We start from the raw sequence: 13,285 nt of genomic DNA, 5'->3' as shown, positions 1-13,285 counted from the left end.
AGTAACGCTACTGCGTTTCAACCCAGCGCCCGTTCCAGATCCACCTGCAGATCCCCCAGCTCCTCCACGCCCACGCTCAGCCTTACCAGCGCATCACTGATCCCCAGCTGCTCCCGACGCGCCACCGGAATCGAAGCATGGGTCATCACCGCCGGATGGTTGACCAGGCTTTCAACACCACCAAGCGACTCGGCCAGGGTGAACAGTGCGGTCTTCTCGCAGAAACGCTTGGCCGCCTCGAAACCGCCCTTGAGCACGATCGAGACGATGCCGCCGTAGCCGGCCATCTGCTTGCTGGCCAGCTCATGCTGCGGGTGTGACGGCAGGCCCGGGTAGATCACCTTTTCCACCGCCGGGTGCTTGTCCAGCCACTGGGCCAGGGCCATCGCGTTGGCGCAGTGCGCCTTCATGCGCAGCGGCAGGGTCTTCAGGCCGCGCAGGGCCAGGAAGCTGTCGAACGGGCCCTGCACGCCACCCACCGAGTTCTGCAGGAAAGCCATCTGCTCGGCCAGTTCGGCGTTGTCGCCAACCACCACCATGCCGCCGACCATGTCCGAATGGCCGTTGAGGTACTTGGTGGCCGAGTGCAGCACCAGGTCCGCGCCCAGTTCCAGCGGGCGCTGCAGCATCGGCGAGGCGAAGGTGTTGTCGACCACCACGATCAGGCCATGGCGCTTGGCGATGGCAGCGACCGCGGCGATGTCCACGATCTTCAGCATCGGGTTGGTCGGGGTCTCGATCCAGACCATCTTCGTCTTCGGCGTGATCGAGGCTTCGAACGCCGCCAGATCGGTCAGGTCGACGAAGCTGAAGTCCAGCCCGGCGGTGCGGCGACGCACACGCTCGAAGAGGCGGAAGCTGCCGCCGTAGATATCGTCCATCGCCACCACGTGGCTGCCGGCGTCCAGCAGTTCGATCACGGTCGAGCTGGCCGCCATGCCCGAAGCGAACGCAAAGCCGCGGGTGCCGCCTTCCAGCGACGCCACGCAACGCTCATAGGCGAAGCGGGTCGGGTTGTGCGTGCGCGAGTACTCGAAGCCCTGGTGCTCGCCCGGGCTGGACTGGGCATAGGTCGAGGTCGCGTAGATCGGCGGCATCACCGCGCCGGTGCTCGGGTCGGGCGACTGGCCGCCATGGATGGCCAGCGTGGCCAGGGCCAGGGCGCGATCCTGGGAAGTAGCGTTGGACATGTTCTTTCCTGAGGGGCGCCGACACGCGGCGCCATCGAAGGTGCGGAAGTCTACCAGCGCGGCCTTAACGACCTTTGACGCGGATAAACCGGGATTCAGCGGCGAACGTCTGCGATCGGCGGTTTACTGCACGCGACGGCGCAGATAGTTCAACAGGTCGATACGGGTGATCAGGCCCAGGAAGGCATCGCCGTCCATCACGATCGCCACCTGGCCGCGGTCGAACACCGGCAGCAGTGCCTCGATCGGCGACTTCACGTCCAGCCGGTCCAGCTTGCTGACCATGGCGGTGGCCACGGTGTCGCGGAAACGCGCCTCATCGCCATAGACGTGCAGCAGCACGTCGCTTTCGTCGACGATGCCGACCAGCTGGTCGCCGTCCATCACCGGCAGCTGCGAGACGTCGTACAGCTTCATGCGCTGGTAGGCGGTGGTCAGCAGGTCGTTCGGTCCGATCACGACAGTGTCGCGCTGGCCGTACGGGCGCAGGATCAGGTCGCGCAGGTCGCCGTGCTGCGGGCGCTGCAGGAAGCCGTTGTCCAGCATCCAGTAGTCGTTGTACATCTTCGACAGGTACTTGTTGCCGGTGTCGCAGACCAGTACCAGCACCCTCTTCGGCGTGGTCTGCTCCTTGCAGTACTTCAGTGCCGCGGCCAGCAGGGTGCCGGTGGACGAGCCGCCCAGGATGCCTTCCTTGCCCAGCAGTTCGCGCGCGGTGTGGAAGCTCTCCGCATCGGTGATGGCATAGGCCTTCTTCACCCGGCTGAAATCGGAGATCGACGGCAGGAAATCCTCGCCGATGCCTTCCACCAGCCAGCTGCCGGACTTGTCGTTGAGGTTGCCCTCGTTGATGTACTCGGCCAGGATCGAGCCGACCGGATCGGCCAGCACCAGCTCGGTCTTCGGCGACAGCGTGGCGAACGCGCGCGACAGGCCGGTCATGGTGCCGGAACTGCCGCAGCCGAACACGATGGCGTCCAGATCGCCGCCCATCTGCTCCAGGATCTCCGGGCCAGTACCGAATTCATGTGCGGCCGGGTTGTCCGGGTTGCCGAACTGGTTGATGAAGTAGGCGCCTGGAGTCTGCTCGGCGATGGTCTTGGCCAGATCCTGGTAGTAGTCCGGGTGGCCCTTGGCTACGTCCGAACGGGTCAGGCGTACTTCGGCGCCCATCGCCTTCAGGTTGAAGATCTTTTCGCGACTCATCTTGTCGGGAACGACCAAGATGAGCTTGTAACCCTTCTGCTGCGCGACCAGTGCCAGGCCCAGGCCCGTGTTGCCTGCGGTGCCCTCGACCAGGGTCGCGCCGGGCTTCAGGTCCCCGCGCTTCTCCGCCGCTTCGATCATCGACAGGCCGATGCGATCCTTGATCGATCCGCCCGGGTTGGCGCTTTCGAGCTTCAGGTAGAGCTCGCAGACGCCGGTGTCCAGGCGCTGGGCCTTGACGATCGGGGTCTGGCCGATGAGTTCGAGGACGGAAGAATGAATGGGCATTCGGAGGACTTTCGATTCGCGCCACGCAGGGCCGGACCGATGATTATCCGTCGGATGGCGATGAATGTCAGGTCGGCGCGGAGACGGGCCGCAAGCCCGCAAAAAGGGATGCGGACGGCCCCGGATCGACGAGGAGACCGGTACCGCCCGCATCGGTGAGTTGTGCCTGCAGGCCAAGGCACCACCGCCTGTGGTGCCTTGGCGCGGCCGCCTCATCGGCGGTGCCGCGATGCCGGGGCAGGAGCACCCGGCGGGGCCATCGATGGCCGGGTCACGCCGTTCCGGGCGTGACGGGGTGCGTCAAAGCGTGGGGGACGTCGTTGGGAGCGGTGTTTCGTACATTCGCAGAAGTCGTTGCTTGGCCAGCAGCTTCTCACGCTTCATGCGACCCAGGGTGACATCATCGATCGGGAGTACACCCAACTCCGCGTCCATGCACTTCTTGTTCAACTTGCGGTGCTGGTCATGGAGTGCCCTGAACTCCGGATCACGCGCGCGACGGGCGTCGATCTCGCTCTGGGGCTGATCTTCAAACATGATGGACCTCCTTCGACAGATACACGAACGCCCCGGCCGCAAGGCACGGGGCGTTGTTCATGGAGGAGCGCCGGTCGATGGCCACCTGGACGCCTGCGACGACCTGCGGCACTGGCCTGCGCACGTCGATCTGCTGCGGTTCGCGCCCTGCTTGCATCGGCCCGGCCCTCCCATCGTCCGGTCCGCGGCATTGCTTCCCGGACGATTGACCCTACGCCTGCTCAAGGCGGGGTACAAGACCCCTGCGTCAAAAAGACCGAACCCCGCCGGGGCGGGGTTCAGGCTGAATGCTCATCACAACGAAAAACAAACAATATCAAGCAATTACGGGGCGATGATGACCTCGGCCGAGCGCGCCTGGGTGGAGGCCGCCTTCTTGCCGGCGAGCTGGATCCGGTTGCTCGCGACACCGGCCGCGACCAGGGCATCGCGCAGCGCTTCGGCACGCTTCTGGCCTACGCCGTTCGCGTTGTCGTAGGCCTCGATGCGCAGGCGGCCCTTCTTGCCGATGTTCAGGTATTCGGCCAACGCCTTGGCCTGGTTGCGGGCCCCGCCGGACAGGCTGGAGGCGCCGGCGGCAAACGCATCGCCACGGAAGGTGAAGACCTCGCCGCGACCATCGAACTTCGAGGCCGGCAGTTTCTGACCGGACACCAGCTCGGCTTCCTCGCGGGCCAGCTTGGCGGCGTTCTGCTGAGCGGCGCTGAGGCGCTGCTGCTGCTTGCCGGCCACGCTGGTCAGGGCGTTCTCGGCGTCCTGGCGGGCCAGGGTCTCGGCCTCGGCGGCCTGGCGCAGGCGCTCGGCCTCTTCGGCCTGCATCTGCGCCTGCATGCGCAGCTGCTCGGCTTCTTGGCGGGCGCGGGCGGCATCGCGGCGGCTGGCCTCGATCAGCAGGTCGCTGCGGGTCCGCTCCAGGCGGTCGACCTCGCGGGCAGCCAGCGCGGTACGCACGGCGGTCTCGGCGATCTCGACCCGGCGCTCGGCCAGGTAGGTGGCCAGCTCCTGGTCGCGGCGCTTGGCCTTGTCCAGGGTGGCGATGGCCTGCTGGGCCTGCATGCGCTCGAACGCGCCCAGCTCAGCGGTATCGGGGTTGGCCTGGATCGCCATCAGGCGCTGGCTCAGCTGCGCCACCATCGGGTTGTCGGCGGCCACGGCCAGGGTCGGCAGCGCCAGCAGCGCGGCCAGGGTTGCGGCGGTCATCGGCTTCACCGGCGGTCCTCCCCGGTCGACAGCTGGCGTTGCAGCTGGTTGACCTCGTTGCGGCGCAGCTGCAGCTGTGCGGATACGGTGGCTTCCTCGCTGCGGACGCGGGCCAGGTCGGCATCGGCGGCGGCGCGCAGGGCCATCGCCGGGGCGTTCTTGCGCTCGCGGCGGTCGCCGGCGGCGCGCTGGGCCTGCTCCAGCCCCTGCCGGGCCAGCCCGATCAGGTCCGGGGCGTACTGGTCGGCGTCGGCCTGGGTGGCCTTGTCGACCGCCTGCCGGGCCTGCGCCAGTTCCAGGGCAGCGTCCTGCGCCCAGGCGGGGGCAGACAGTGCGAATGCAAACGCCATCACATACAGGCCATGGCGCATTCGTGCGAAGCTAAGTCGTTTCATTGGGGAGGCCGTACCGGTTGTCGGTTCACGGCCATTGTCGTCAAGCCGACACCGTGCTGGCAACGGGCGTCGACCGTTTCGTTGGGGAAAATTCGCAATGGATATCGGCTACTTCCTGAAGCTGATGACCGAAAAGAACGCTTCGGACATGTTTCTGACCACCGGGGCGCCGGTCTACATCAAGATCGAGGGGAAGCTCTATCCGCTGGGCAACACCGGCCTGCCGCCGGGCATGGTCAAGAAGATCGCCTACTCGCTGATGGACGAAGGCCAGGTACCGCAGTTCGAGCGCGAGCTGGAGCTCAACATGGCCATTGCCCTGCCCGATGCCGGGCGCTTCCGCGTCAACGTGTTCAAGCAGCGTGGCGAGGTCGGCATGGTCATCCGTGCCATCCGCAGCCGCATTCCGAGCATTGAAGAGCTGAACCTGCCGCAGGTGCTGAAGGACGTCATCATGACCCCGCGCGGGCTGGTGCTGGTGGTGGGGTCCACCGGTTCCGGCAAGTCCACCTCGCTGGCGTCGATGATCGACCACCGCAACAGCACCACCACCGGTCACATCCTCACCATCGAGGACCCGATCGAGTACCTGCACAAGCACAAGATGTCGATCGTCAACCAGCGCGAGGTCGGGCTGGACACCCATGCCTTCCACAACGCGCTGAAGAACGCGATGCGTGAAGCGCCGGACGTGATCCTGATCGGCGAGATCCTGGATGCGGAAACGATGGAGGCGGCCATCGCCTTCGCCGAAACCGGCCACCTTTGCCTGGCCACCCTGCACTCCAACAACGCCGACCAGACCATCGAGCGCATCCTCAACTTCTTCCCGGAAAGCGCACACAAGAACGTGCTGATGAACCTGGCGCTGAACCTGCGGGCGGTGATCAGCCAGCGCCTGGTGAAGAACAAGGAAGGCCGTCGCCTGCCCGCCACCGAAGTGCTGATCAACACGCCGATGATCCGCGACCTGCTGCGTCGTGGCCAGGTGCACGAGATCAAGGCGGCGATGGAAGGCTCGCTGGAGGAAGGCATGGAGAGCTTCGACCAGTGCCTGTTCCGGCTGGCCAAGGCCGGCACCATCGAGCAGGAGGAGGCCCTGCGCGCGGCCGACTCGCGCGATGGCCTGGCGCTGAAGTTCCGCCTGTCCGAAGGCAGCAGCGGCGAGCACGATCCGTACGCGGATTTCTCGGCCGGCGCGCCGAGCATCACCCACGGGTTCTGACCTGGAAAGGGGACGCGGGGGATCAAGTCGTTCATGGCACAAACGACTTCGTCCTTCCCGTTCCCTTTTTTCCTGAAAGGTTCAGGGGCGGTCTCATCCAATGAGACCGCTGATCCGTAGGTTTCCGCAATGGAAACCATCCGCAAGCTCGCCATCCTGGCTGACGCCGCCAAGTACGATGCCTCCTGCGCCTCCAGCGGCTCCGGCAAGCGCGACTCACGCGCCAGCGGCGGCATCGGCAGCACCGAAGGCATGGGCATCTGCCACAGCTATACGCCGGATGGCCGTTGCGTTTCGTTGTTGAAGATCCTGCTGACCAACTTCTGCGTCTACGACTGCGCGTACTGCGTGAACCGCGTGTCCAGCAACGTGCCCCGCGCGCGCTTCAGCGTGGACGAGGTGGTCGCGCTCACCCTGGACTTCTACAAGCGCAACTACATCGAGGGCCTGTTCCTTTCCAGCGGCATCATCCGCAATGCGGACTACACCATGGAGCAGATGGTGGAAGTAGCGCGGCAACTCCGCGAGGAACACCGCTACGCCGGCTACATCCACCTCAAGACCATTCCCGAGGCCTCGCCGGAACTGCTGGCCAGCGCCGGGCGCTACGCCGACCGGCTGTCGATCAACGTGGAGCTGCCCACCGAAGCCGGGCTGAGCGCGCTGGCACCGGAGAAGACCGTACAGTCCATCCGCGGTGCGATGGGCGAGCTGCGCTGGCGCATCGAGGAAGCCAAGGAAGCGCGCAAGGCGCCAGCGGTGGTCGCGCCAGTGTCCACCCGCAGCGCGCGTCCGCGCCCTCCCCGCTTCGCACCGGCCGGGCAGAGCACGCAGATGATCGTCGGCGCCGACGGCGCCAACGACCGGCAGATCCTCGCCAGCGCCGATGCGCTCTACGGCAACTACCGGATGCGCCGGGTGTACTACTCCGCCTTCAGCCCGATTCCGGATGCCAGCCGCCAGCTGCCGCTGCAGCCGCCGCCCCTGCAGCGCGAGCACCGCCTCTACCAAGCCGACTGGCTGCTGCGCTTCTACGGCTATGGCGTGGATGAAATCACCGATACCACCCAGGCCGGCATGCTCGATCTGGACATCGACCCGAAGATGGCCTGGGCGATCCGCCACCCCGAACGCTTCCCCGTGGATCTCAACCGCGCGCCGAAGGAAATGCTGCTGCGCGTACCCGGGCTGGGCGTGCGCAATGTGAAGCGGGTGCTGATGGCGCGCCGCCACGGTCGCCTGCGGGTTGCCGATGTGGCACGCCTGAAGGCGCCGATGAGCAAACTGCTGCCATTCGTGCTGCTGGCCGACCACCACCCACGCAGGGCGCTGGACGATCCGGCGGCGCTGCGCGCCCAGTTGGCCCCACCGCCCCGTCAGGGATCACTGTTCGATGCCCCACCGTCAGCCTGACGCACAGCGCTGGTCGCTGCGGGTGGACCCGCCGTGGTCGCTGGAGGCCTGGCGCAACGGTGCGCGCGATGCCCTCTTGCGTGGCATCGCACCGGAACAGCTGGACTGGCTGGAGGGCAGCGAGGCATCACTGCTGGATGCGCCCGCGGTCAGCTCCGCGCCCGTGCTGGCCGATGCCGGCGTGCCGAACGTACCGCGCGACTTCCTTGAACTGGCGGCCACCTGCCTCTGTCATCGCGATGTGCAACGCATGGCCCTGCTGTACCGGCTGCTGTGGCGCATCACCCATGGCGAGCGCTCGGTGCTGTCGAATCCCGCCGATGCCGACGTGCTGCGCGCAACCGCGCTCGCCCAGGCCGTTCGCCGCGATACCCACAAGATGAAGGCGTTCGTGCGCTTCCGCGAGGTGCCCGGCCAGCCCGAGGCGTTCATCGCGTGGTTCGAGCCACAGCACCACATCGTCGATCGGGTGGCGCCGTTTTTCGCGCGCCGCTTCACCGGCATGCGCTGGGCCATCCTGACACCGTCACGCAGCGTGGCATGGGATGGGCAGGCACTGGCGTTCGGGCCGGGCGCACGGCGTGAGGACGCCCCGGCAGAAGATGCGCGCGAGGCGCTGTGGCAGACCTATTACGCCAGCATCTTCAATCCGGCCCGGCTCAACACGCGGATGATGATGCAGGAGATGCCTGCCAAGTACTGGCGCCACCTGCCCGAGGCGCAGCTGCTGCCGCGCCTGGTGCGCGATGCGGGTGATCGCGTGCAGGAAATGCATGACCGGCCCGCGCAGGCACCGCAACGGAAGATACCTGCGCGGGCGCTGGCGCCAATGCCCGCCGCCGACGCCAAGGGATTGCAGACACTGCGCCAGCAGGCGCTGGCCTGCCGCCAGTGCCCGCTGTGGGAAGCGGCCACGCAGGGGGTGTTCGGTGAAGGCCCGGCCGATGCCCGGATCATGGTGGTCGGCGAGCAGCCGGGCGACGTGGAGGATCTGCGCGGCCAGCCATTCGCCGGCCCGGCCGGCCAGCTGCTGGACCGTGCCCTGGCCGAGCTGGGAATCGATCGCGCCACGCTGTACCTGACCAATGCGGTGAAGCACTTCCACCATGAGCGCCGCGGCAAGATCCGGCTGCACAAGCGTCCGGAAAGCCGCCACATCCAGGCCTGCCGGCCGTGGCTGATGGGCGAGATCGCGCGGGTGCGGCCGCAGGTCATCGTCTGCCTGGGCGCAACCGCTGCAGTCTCGGTATTTGGCCGTGATTTCAATCTGTCGCGCGACCGTGGACGCTGGCACACGCTGGAGGACGGCACCCGCGGCTACGCCACCGTGCATCCGGCGTGGGTGCTGCGGCAGGGCGATGATGCACGCCGCGAGGCCGGCTATCAGCTGTTCCGGGACGACCTTCGGCAGATGCTGCGAGGGGATGGGGCATCCGCCGGGCATGGCCCGGCGCTATCACGGGCCGGGGACCAGTAGCGCCGGGCCACGCAGGGCGAGCGAAGCGGCCTGTCAGGCGGCGTCGAGCTGGTTTTCCGGTCGCGCGCGCTCGAAGGCATCCAGCGCCTGGCAGGCCGCTTCAATCCGGCGCAACGTTGGATATGGCGTCAGGTCCAGGCCGAAGCGGTGCGCGTTGTAGAGCTGCGGCATCAGGCAGAGGTCGGCCAAACCCGGGCGATCGCCGTGGCAGAAGATGCCGGTGTCGCGGCTGTTGGCCAGCATCGCTTCCATCGCCGCAAAGCCTTCGGCGATCCAGTGCAGGGTCCACTGCGCGCGGGCGTCGGCCGGCAGCTGCAGGTCGCGCTCCAGGTACTGCATCACCCGCAGGTTGTTGATCGGATGGATATCGCAGGCCACCAGCTGGGCCAGCGCCCGCACCCGCGCGCGGCCGGCGGCGTCGGCCGGCAGCAGCGGCACCTGCGGGAAGCGCTCATCAAGATACTCGACGATCGCCAGCGACTGGGTCAGCGTCTGCCCAGCGTGCAGCAGCGTCGGCACCAGCTGCTGCGGATTGAGCGCGCGATAGGCGTCCAGGTGCTGCTCGCCACCCTCGCGCACCAGGTGCACCGGCCGCGCCTCCCAGGCCAGGCCCTTCAGCTCAAGGCCGATGCGCACGCGGTAGGCGGCACTGGATCGCCAGTAGGTGTACAGCACGATGCCGTCGTCGACCGGGCCGTCGTCACCCAGGATGTCCATCGCCGCCTCCATGCTCAGGGCTTGGCCGCCTGTTCGATGCGCTGCTCGATCGCACCGAAAATGCTGTTGCCGGCGGCGTCGAGCATCTCGATGCGGACCACGTCGCCGAAGGACATGAACGGCGTGCTCGGCTTGCCGTCGCGCAGCGTTTCCACCACGCGCTGCTCGGCGAAGCACGATGCACCCTTGCTGGTGTCTTCGTTGGCGATGGTGCCCGAGCCGACGATGGTGCCGGCGCTGAGCGGGCGGGTCTTGGCCGCATGCGCGACCAGCTGGGCGAAATTGAACTGCATGTCCACGCCCGCTTCCGGCGCACCGAACCACTGGCCATTGATGTGGGTCAGCAGCGGCAGGTGCACCTTGCTGTCCTGCCAGGCGGCACCCAGCTCATCGGGAGTAACGAACACCGGCGACAGCGCCGAACGCGGCTTGGACTGGAGGAAACCGAAGCCCTTGGCCAGCTCGCCCGGAATCAGGTTGCGCAGCGAAACATCATTGACCAGGCCGACCAGCTGGATGTGGCCAGCGGCCTGCTCCGGGGTGGCGGCCATCGGCACGTCGTCGGTGATCACCACGATCTCCGCTTCCAGGTCGATGCCGTAGTCCTCGCTGACCACCTTGACCGCGTCGCGCGGGCCGTAGAAGCCGGCGCTGGTGGCCTGGTACATCAGCGGGTCGGTGTAGAAGCTCTCCGGCACTTCGGCGCCACGGGCGCGGCGCACGCGCTCGACGTGCGGCAGGTAGGCGCTGCCGTCGACGAATTCATAGGCGCGCGGCATCGGCGCGGCCAGTGCCTGCATATCCAGGTCGAACACGCCATCGGCGTCGCCGGCGTTGAGCGATTCGTACAGGGCGTTCAGGCGCGGCGCGATGTGGCTCCAGTCCTCCAGGGCCTGCTGCAGGGTGGCGGCAATGCCGGTGGCGCGCACGCCGTGGCGCAGGTCACGCGAGACGACGATCAGGGTGCCGTCGCGGCCGCCTTCCTTCAAAGAACCAAGCTTCATGGGTGGGTGTCCGGAGTCGTGGGCAAACAAGTTTCAAGTGTAATCAAATATGCGGCGACGCCAAGCTGCAGCGCGGCATCGGCCCACCCTACCGTAGTGGGGGTTCGGCAGGGCTGCGCCCTGCACCTGCTTCAAGCCAAGGCAACGTCAAATGCCAAAGCGGCTCTGGTTTTCCGTGAGTTGGGTGGGGCGGTGTGGGCGGGCAGGACACGCCGTAAACCCATCCCTGGGGGCTCGATGGCGCCATCCATGGCGCCAACGGTCCTGCCCGCCCACACCGCCCCACCCTTGACAGGTTCCCGGTGACGGTCGGTAGATCCACGCCACGCGTGGATGAAATCTGTCAGATATCGAGTGAAATTCCGGGGTCAGATCCGTTTTCCAATGGAAAACGGATCTGACCCCATCAGCATTCCCAACAGCTCGCAGGAAACAGTCGAAGGCGGGGTGGGTCCGGTGGCGGGAGTGTCCGCGGCATGGATGCCGCGGCCAAGCCCCCAGGGGTGAGGGCGCTTTGCTTGCGAAGCACTGCTTCGCAAGCGCCCGAACGCACAGCCGCCAGCGGCTGGGCCGGACCGCGGAGCGGGGTTTACGGCGTCTCCCGCCACCGGACCCACCCCGCCCTCCCTCAGGAAGCCCGCTTTTGACGTTGACGTTGACGTCGCTTTGGCCTCTGCGGGTGCAGGGCGCAGCCCTGCGGAGAGCCCCCCTACCTGAACGGGGCTTTTTGCGCGAGGTCTCAGCCATCGGTTAGACTAGGCGGGTCTGCAGCGGCCGTCCGTTTCCCTCCGGGATCGCCGGCGACCTGGGTCCGCCCACTTCGCCCGCCCCCACTCCGACGCCGTTCGTCACGCATTCCAGCCTGCGCTCCGTGCCGGCTGCACCCAACTTCTCGCAGCGCGGTTCACGGGAACGCTCCGAGTCAGCCGATCAGTTTGATCTGCCCCCGTCTGTCCGATCGGACAGGCGTTTCTTGTACTTGGAGCAAACTCAATGTCTTTTGAATCGCTGGGCCTGGCGCCCTTCCTGCTGCGTGCGCTTGCCGAGCAGGGCTACGAAAACCCGACCCCGATCCAGCAGCAGGCGATCCCGCTGGCGCTGGCCGGTCGCGACCTGCTGGCCGGTGCACAGACCGGTACCGGCAAGACCGCTGCCTTCGGCCTGCCGCTGCTGCAGCACCTGGGCACCGCCTCGCAGGAAGTGCGCAGCGGCCCCCGCAAGCCGCGCGCGCTGATCCTGGCCCCGACCCGCGAACTGGCCACCCAGGTGCATGACAGCCTGCGTGGCTACAGCAAGTACCTGCGCATCCCCAGCGCCTGCATCTACGGCGGCGTCGGCATGGGCAACCAGCTGGACATCCTGCGCCGTGGCGTGGACCTGCTGGTGGCCTGCCCGGGCCGCCTGATCGACCACCTGGAGCGTCGCAGCATCGACCTGTCCGGCATTGAACTGCTGGTGCTGGACGAAGCCGACCGCATGCTCGACATGGGCTTCCTGCCGTCGATCAAGCGCATCCTGGCCAAGCTGCCGAAGCAGAACCGCCAGACCCTGCTGTTCTCGGCCACCTTCGAGGACAACATCCGCCAGCTGGCGCTGGAGTTCATGCGCAACCCGGAACAGATCCAGGTGACGCCGAAGAACACCGTGGCCGAAACCATCACCCACCGCGTGCACCCGGTCGATGCCGGCCGCAAGCGTGACCTGCTGCTGCACCTGCTGGCGCAGGACAGCCGCGAGCAGACGCTGGTGTTCGCGCGCACCAAGCACGGCAGCGACAAGCTGGCCGCGTTCCTGGAAAAGTCGGGCATCAAGACCGCGGCGATCCATGGCAACAAAAGCCAGGGCCAGCGTCTGCGTGCGCTGGGCGACTTCAAGGCCGGCCGCGTGACCGTGCTGGTGGCCACCGATATCGCCGCGCGTGGTATCGACATCAACGAGCTGCCGAAGGTGATCAACTTCGATCTGCCGATGGTGGCCGAGGACTACGTGCACCGCATCGGCCGTACCGGCCGCAACGGTGCCACCGGCCAGGCGATCTCGCTGGTCGCGCAGGACGAAGTGAAGCTGCTGCGCGCGATCGTGCGCCTGCTGGGCCGTGACATGGACATCCGCGATGTGCCGGGCTTCGAGCTGCAGGTGCCGATCCGCTGGGGCAACAGTGCGCCGGGCAAGGCCGAGCACGATACCGGCGAGCGCGCACCGCGCAAGAGCCATGCACGCCGTCCGCACGGTGATGCGCCGCGCCATGCGCACGCGGGCCCGAAGAAGGCCGGTGGTGGCCGTCGCGAGGGCGGTGGCAATGGCCAGCAGCGTGCAGGTGCCGGCCAGGGCCAGCGCCGTGGCGGTGGTGGCAATGGTGGCGGCCGTGGTCGTGGCCAGGGTGGCGGCGGTGGTCGCGCTGGCTGATCCCAGCTGACATCGAGGGTGCCTCCCGCTGCGCGGGGGCTATCGAGGGACGGCGCTGACGCGCCGTCCTTTTTTGTTGCTGGCTACCGGGTGATAAAGCACGCGGTGGCAGTATCGAGGGCGGATGGGCATGGGGGCAGCGCAGAACACGCTGTAAATACGTCCATGTAGCTCGATGGCGCCATCCATGGCGCCAACGGTTCTGCGCTGCCCCCATGCCCATCCAC

At 67.1% G+C, this 13,285-nt stretch carries 11 protein-coding genes; 4 read left to right on the top strand and 7 right to left on the bottom strand.

Annotated features, from left to right (window positions below; all coding sequences use genetic code 11):
* Positions 1 to 17: 17 nt before the first annotated feature.
* The 5 genes from AC5P8Z_RS16010 to AC5P8Z_RS15990 form a co-directional block, all read right to left on the bottom strand.
* Positions 18 to 1,190 (bottom strand): cystathionine gamma-synthase, encoded by a 1,173-nt coding sequence (locus AC5P8Z_RS16010; protein ID WP_495229491.1) that lies wholly within the window; start codon positions 1,188 to 1,190, stop codon positions 18 to 20.
* A gap of 123 nt (positions 1,191 to 1,313) precedes the next feature.
* A complete protein-coding gene (locus tag AC5P8Z_RS16005; protein ID WP_295568250.1) occupies positions 1,314 to 2,684 on the bottom strand; it encodes a pyridoxal-phosphate dependent enzyme in 1,371 nt (456 codons plus the stop codon).
* A 300-nt stretch (positions 2,685 to 2,984) separates the two neighbouring features.
* Positions 2,985 to 3,221 (bottom strand): HP1242/YdcH family protein, encoded by a 237-nt coding sequence (locus AC5P8Z_RS16000; protein ID WP_005407964.1) that lies wholly within the window; start codon positions 3,219 to 3,221, stop codon positions 2,985 to 2,987.
* Positions 3,222 to 3,545: 324 nt separating this feature from the next.
* Positions 3,546 to 4,430 (bottom strand): OmpA family protein, encoded by an 885-nt coding sequence (locus tag AC5P8Z_RS15995; protein ID WP_286070860.1) that lies wholly within the window; start codon positions 4,428 to 4,430, stop codon positions 3,546 to 3,548.
* Positions 4,427 to 4,792: a DUF4398 domain-containing protein gene (locus AC5P8Z_RS15990; RefSeq protein WP_019660954.1), complete on the bottom strand. Its 366-nt coding sequence runs from the start codon at positions 4,790 to 4,792 to the stop codon at positions 4,427 to 4,429. The genes AC5P8Z_RS15995 and AC5P8Z_RS15990 overlap by 4 nt, the downstream gene beginning before the upstream one ends.
* 121 nt (positions 4,793 to 4,913) lie before the next feature.
* On the opposite strand from AC5P8Z_RS15990, the gene AC5P8Z_RS15985 reads away from it, so the two are divergent.
* The 3 genes from AC5P8Z_RS15985 (at position 4,914) to AC5P8Z_RS15975 (ending at position 8,931) form a co-directional block, all read left to right on the top strand.
* On the top strand, positions 4,914 to 6,041 hold the full coding sequence (locus AC5P8Z_RS15985) for a PilT/PilU family type 4a pilus ATPase (protein WP_043398800.1): 1,128 nt from the start codon (positions 4,914 to 4,916) through the stop codon (positions 6,039 to 6,041).
* A 129-nt stretch (positions 6,042 to 6,170) separates the two neighbouring features.
* Positions 6,171 to 7,454, top strand: coding sequence for a putative DNA modification/repair radical SAM protein (locus tag AC5P8Z_RS15980; protein WP_286070859.1), 1,284 nt, complete (start codon positions 6,171 to 6,173; stop codon positions 7,452 to 7,454).
* Positions 7,435 to 8,931, top strand: coding sequence for a UdgX family uracil-DNA binding protein (locus AC5P8Z_RS15975; protein WP_286070858.1), 1,497 nt, complete (start codon positions 7,435 to 7,437; stop codon positions 8,929 to 8,931). Before AC5P8Z_RS15980 ends, AC5P8Z_RS15975 begins: the two co-directional genes overlap by 20 nt.
* Before the next feature lie 33 nt (positions 8,932 to 8,964).
* Here the strand turns inward: AC5P8Z_RS15975 and maiA are convergent, their stop codons facing one another.
* Positions 8,965 to 9,648: a maleylacetoacetate isomerase gene (gene maiA / locus AC5P8Z_RS15970; protein ID WP_495229490.1), complete on the bottom strand. Its 684-nt coding sequence runs from the start codon at positions 9,646 to 9,648 to the stop codon at positions 8,965 to 8,967.
* A 14-nt stretch (positions 9,649 to 9,662) separates the two neighbouring features.
* Entirely contained in the window at positions 9,663 to 10,652 is a 990-nt protein-coding gene (locus AC5P8Z_RS15965; protein ID WP_495229489.1) for a fumarylacetoacetate hydrolase family protein, read from the bottom strand.
* 993 nt (positions 10,653 to 11,645) lie between these two features.
* Between AC5P8Z_RS15965 and AC5P8Z_RS15960 the strand changes: the two genes are divergently transcribed.
* Entirely contained in the window at positions 11,646 to 13,058 is a 1,413-nt protein-coding gene (locus AC5P8Z_RS15960) for a DEAD/DEAH box helicase (protein WP_286070855.1), read from the top strand.
* Positions 13,059 to 13,285 lie beyond the last annotated feature (227 nt).

Source organism: Stenotrophomonas sp. YJH_SMC_17, assembly GCF_059371655.1.
Note: the sequence above shows the minus strand (reverse complement) of the source record. Positions and strands in the feature narration are given on the sequence as shown.